This window comes from Dietzia sp. (assembly GCF_036741115.1).
Classification (GTDB): domain Bacteria; phylum Actinomycetota; class Actinomycetes; order Mycobacteriales; family Mycobacteriaceae; genus Dietzia.
This window is the reverse complement of sequence record NZ_DAINST010000126.1, coordinates 1-4544: the sequence shown is the minus strand read 5'-3', so window position 1 is coordinate 4544 and position 4544 is coordinate 1. Positions and strand designations below refer to the sequence as shown.

The window sequence follows — 4544 nt, the reverse complement described above, 5'->3', positions numbered from 1 at the left end:
TCCTCGACGCGTGCGAAGAGGCCGTCGTCGGGGATCCCGACGTACTGGTGGACGCTGATGTGCACGGAGTCGCGGCCGTGCGACGTGGAGAGCCACAGCTCGTCGGCGCCCGTTCCGCGCACCTCGATGGGGAACGGCGTGTGGAAGTCGCCAGAGTCGAAGAGCGAGCGCAATTCGTCGATCACGCCCGGGGCGTCGGCGAGCGAGACGGAGAATTCGGTTTCGCGGAAGCGGACGCGGCGTGCGGAGGCGAACACCTTGTACGAGCGGTCGGAGTAGTTCGAGCGGCCCATCGCGCGCCCCGAGACCTCGTTGATCCTGCGGGCGAGGGACGGGCGCTTGCTCACGGTGCGGCACAGGCCCTCGTAGATGGTGTTGGACAGGAAGTCCTCGGTTCGCTCCGCCAGCGCGGACTTCGGACGCAGCCCCGCCTTGCCGGCGCCCATCCTGTGGTTCTTCTTGATCTCCACGAGATCGGTGTGGGGGAACCAGAAGAACTCGACGTGGTCGTCGCTGAGGAGGAAACCGGCGAGGTCCTCGAGCGGCTCGTCGATACGCCCTGGACGCTCTTCGGCGGCGAGGCCGAAGGCGGGGACGCAGCGGATCGTGATCTTGGACAGGATGCCGACGGCGCCGATCCCGAGCCGAGCGGCCTCGAACAGCTCGGAGGAATGCTCTGCGTCGCAGTCGACGATCTCGCCGGTGCCCGTGACGATCTGGACGCCCAGCACCGTCGTGGGGATCGCGCCGAAGCCGAGACCCGTGCCGTGTGTGCCGGTGGAGATCGCGCCGGCGATGGACTGGGTGTCGATATCGCCGAGATTCTCCTGCGACAGGCCGAGGTCCCACAGGAGCGGGCCGATATCGGCGAGCCGCGTGCCGGCCCACAGGGTGACGGCGGCGCCCGCAGGACGGCCTTCGGCGTCGGTGAGGGGAACGACCGACTCGACGCCCGTGAGGTCGTCGAGAGTGACCATGACGCCGTCCGTCGCCGCGCACGGGGTGAACGAATGCGAGGCGCCGACGCATTTGACCCCGACTCCCGATTCCGCGCAGGCCGAAACGAGCCGGGACAGCTCCGCGGTCGTGGTGGGGCGGACGATTTCAAGCGGATGCCACGTGGCCGTGCGGCTCCAGTTGCTCCATGAGGGTGAGGCCATGCGGAGCACTATAAGCGATCGGACCGGGGCCGAAGGGGCGAAACGCGCCGCTACTTGGTCGTTTGTCCGAATCGGGTGGGCGCGGGCGCGTGTGCCCAGGTACCCGGCATTCCCGTGTGGCCCGAAATGGTCCGGCCGCAGAACGCCGGGACTTATAGTGATGCGCGTGTCCAAGAGATTGCCAGCCGAAGAGCGCCGCGCCCAGCTGCTCGCCGCCGCCATCAGTATCTCCGAGGAGAGCGGCCTCGGTTCGCTGACGATCCGGTCGGTCGCCGAGCGCGCCGGGGTGTCGCTCGGCGTCGTGCACTACTGCTTCGTCGACAAGGACGAACTCGTCCAGGCGGTGATCGACGCGGTCAACGAGGACCTCGCCTCGGCGACCCGCGCGTTCCTCAACCTCGACTTCAGCTCCGGGGCTACCGGTCCGCAGGCCCTCGGCGACCTCATCAGGGAGGCCCTCGACCTTCAGTGGCAGGTGATCAGCTCGATGCCCGATCGTCAGCTCCTCACCTACGAGATCGTCGCCTACACGCTGCGATCGCGCTCGCAGGCCGGTACGGGCCTCGCCCACGGCCAGTACCACGGCTACGATTCGCTCGTCGAACTCGTCGCGCGGCGCGCGGCCGAATCCTCGAGCATGGAATGGGAGGACTTCCCCTCCGTCGTCGGAGGAATGGTCGCGCTGCTCGACGGCGCAGTTCTGCGGTGGCTCATCGATCGCGACGCAGAGGCGTTCAAGCGCACCATGGACATGGGCATCGACTCCTTCGTCTCGCAGGCGCGTCCGGCCGAAGCTGAAGCTTCGCAGGCGGCGGGTTCGCAGGCGGAGGCGACAGGGGCGGAGCCCGCCGGGGCCTAGGGCTCGAAGGCCTCGGCCCGGTGGCAGGCGCAGGACGTACGGCGCTGGACTGACAGCGCCGGCCGAACCGGGCCGGACCGAGCTTTCGGGGCCGTCCCGGGAGAGCGCTCTGCAAGTCGATCGATTCCCGCCGCGGCGGGGGAACGGGATGGCGATATGGGCACGGAGGCAGCTCGTCAGACGCTCGGCGAGGGTGAGTCCCGCCAAGTGATCGACTCCGGACGGAAGGTCGGCGGGCGCGAGGTCCTCGCCCGCGGCAAGGCCTCCGCGCGGGACCTCGAAGAGGCGGTGACGGCGCTCGACGAGGCCACCCGGGACCTGTCCGCCCCACTTGCCGCCGTGCACCTGCCGAGCCTGCGGGCGAACCTCGCGCTCATCGCCGAGCGTGCCGCCGGCACGCGCGTGCGTATCGCCTCGAAATCCGTGCGTACCCGCGGCGCACTCGAGCTCGCTCTCGGCCCGGACCTGCGAGGAACCGGGGAATTCGGCGGGGCCTTCCGCGGGATCATGGCGTACTCGCTGCGCGAGGCGCTGTGGCTCGTCGAACTCGGCTGTGACGACGTCCTTATCGGCTATCCCACCGTCGACCGCAATGCGCTTGCCGCGCTGGCCGAGCACACGCCGGAGGGGGAGCGGGCGCGCGCGGCGATCACCCTGATGGTCGATTCCGAGGAACAGGTCGACATCGCCGAGTCCGTCGGCGGTGCCGGGCTCCGGCTGTGTATCGACGTCGACTGCTCACTCCGCATCGGGCCCATCCACCTCGGTACTCGGCGCTCCCCGGTCCGCACGGCCTCCCGGGTCGCCGAGCTCGCGGGGGAGTTCCATCGCCGCGGCCACAGGGTCCTCGGCGCGATGTTCTACGAGGCGCAGGTCGCCGGTGTCCAGGACAACACGTTCGGAATCGGCCCCGTCAAGCGTCTCTCGATGCGCCGTCTCGTTCCCCTACGCCAGGAGGTCGCCGCGACCATCGCCGAGATCACGGGCGCGGAGCCGGAGATCCTCAATTCCGGGGGCACCGGCTCGATCGACGAATCGGCAGCGGCCCCTGCGGTCACCGAAGTCACTGCCGGCTCCGGGCTCTTCGTGCCCGGCACCTTTGACCACTACCGCTCCTTCGCCCCGCGGCCCGCCCTGTTCTTCGCGCTCGACGCCGTGCGCCGGCCCGCCCCCGGGATGACGACGCTGCTCTACGGCGGCTACGCGGCCTCGGGAGCGCCTGGCGCCGATCGGCTCCCGGTCCCCGCCTCACCGCCGTTCCGGTACACGCCCCGCGAGGGGGCGGGGGAGGTGCAGACGCCGATCCGGGACACGGAGGTCCCCATCGGCGGGCGCGCGTGGCTTCGGCATGCCAAGGCGGGGGAGCTCGCCGAGAGGTTCGCGGAATACGTGGTAGTAGATACGGTGTTGGGCGAAGAGGGCAGCCGGCTCGAGGCCGATGCTGCGGTCGATGCCCCTACTGGGGTCGTTGTCGACGTCTGGCCCACCTATCGCGGCGAAGGGAAGTGTTTCGGTTGAGTTCCGAGCGAACCGATCAGGGAGTCGGCGGCGCCGACCCGCTCGATGACGTGGACACGGCGGCGATGCTCGCCGAGGCCGTGGAGATCACGGCGGACCTGATACGCATCGAGAGCGTCAACACCGGCGATCTCGAGACCATCGGCGACGGCGAGACGCGAGTGTGCCGCAGGATCGCCGAGTACCTCTCCGAGGTCGGCATCGACAGCGAGCTCGTCGAGTCGCGGCCCGGCCGCGGTTCGCTCGTCGCCCGCTTCGAGGGCACCGACGCGGAGGCCGGGGCGCTCGTGGTCCACGGCCACGTCGATGTCGTTCCAGCGGCGGCCGACGACTGGTCCGTGCCGCCGTTCTCCGGGGAGATCCGCGATGGCTGGCTCTACGGACGTGGAGCCGTGGACATGAAGGACATGCTCGGGATGATGCTCGCCGCGGTGCGCGCGATGCGCCGTGCCGAGGTCGCCCCGCGCCGAACGCTGATTCTCGCGTTCTTCGCCGACGAGGAGCACGCGGGCACGTGGGGCGCCAAGTGGCTCGCGGAGAACCGCCCGGACCTCTTCGCCGGCGCCACCCACGCAATGAGCGAGGTCGGCGGGTTCTCGGTGCCGCTCGGCGGCAAGCGCCTCTACCCCGTGGCGACTGCGGAGAAGGGCGTCGCCTGGGGCGAGCTCACGGCGAAGGGGACCGCCGGGCACGCCTCGATGCCGACCGCCGACAACGCCGTCGCGCGATTGGTGACGGCGATGGCGCGCGTCGCCGAGCACGAGTTCCCCCTCACACCCACCGAATCCGTCGCCGCTATGGCCCGGCAGGTCGGGGAGATCCTCGGAACTCCGCCGTCACTCGAGGGTCTCCAGGAGAACCTCGGGCGGCTCGGCCACCTCGAGCCGATGGTGCGCGCGACCCTGTCGGACACTGCCTCGGTGACCGTGGTCGACGCTGGCTACAAGGTCAACGTGATCCCGACCCAGGCCACCGGTGCGTTCGACGGTCGCGTCCTGCCAGGTAGA

The 4544-nt window shown here is 70.0% G+C and carries 4 protein-coding genes; 3 read left to right on the top strand and 1 reads right to left on the bottom strand.

Annotation, left to right across the window (positions count from 1 at the left end):
* A partial coding sequence (locus tag V7E05_RS13590) for a D-arabinono-1,4-lactone oxidase (protein ID WP_333620173.1) occupies positions 1 to 1160 on the bottom strand: 1160 nt, incomplete at its 3' end.
* A gap of 166 nt (positions 1161 to 1326) precedes the next feature.
* Here V7E05_RS13590 and V7E05_RS13585 point away from each other — a divergent pair.
* From V7E05_RS13585 to V7E05_RS13575, 3 genes are all read left to right on the top strand, one after another.
* Positions 1327 to 2019 carry a TetR/AcrR family transcriptional regulator gene (locus V7E05_RS13585; protein ID WP_333620172.1) on the top strand — a complete coding sequence of 231 codons (693 nt, stop codon included), beginning with the start codon at positions 1327 to 1329 and terminating at the stop codon, positions 2017 to 2019.
* 156 nt (positions 2020 to 2175) lie between these two features.
* Positions 2176 to 3537, top strand: coding sequence for an amino acid deaminase/aldolase (locus tag V7E05_RS13580; RefSeq protein WP_333620171.1), 1362 nt, complete (start codon positions 2176 to 2178; stop codon positions 3535 to 3537).
* The coding region (locus V7E05_RS13575) for a M20/M25/M40 family metallo-hydrolase (protein WP_333620170.1) at positions 3534 to 4544 on the top strand (1011 nt) is incomplete at its 3' end. The genes V7E05_RS13580 and V7E05_RS13575, both read left to right, overlap by 4 nt.

Coding starts and splice junctions, on each gene's coding strand:
- V7E05_RS13580 (WP_333620171.1), top strand. CDS start 2,176: ATGGGCACGGAGGCAGCTCGTCAGACGCTCGGCGAGGGTGAGTCCCGC.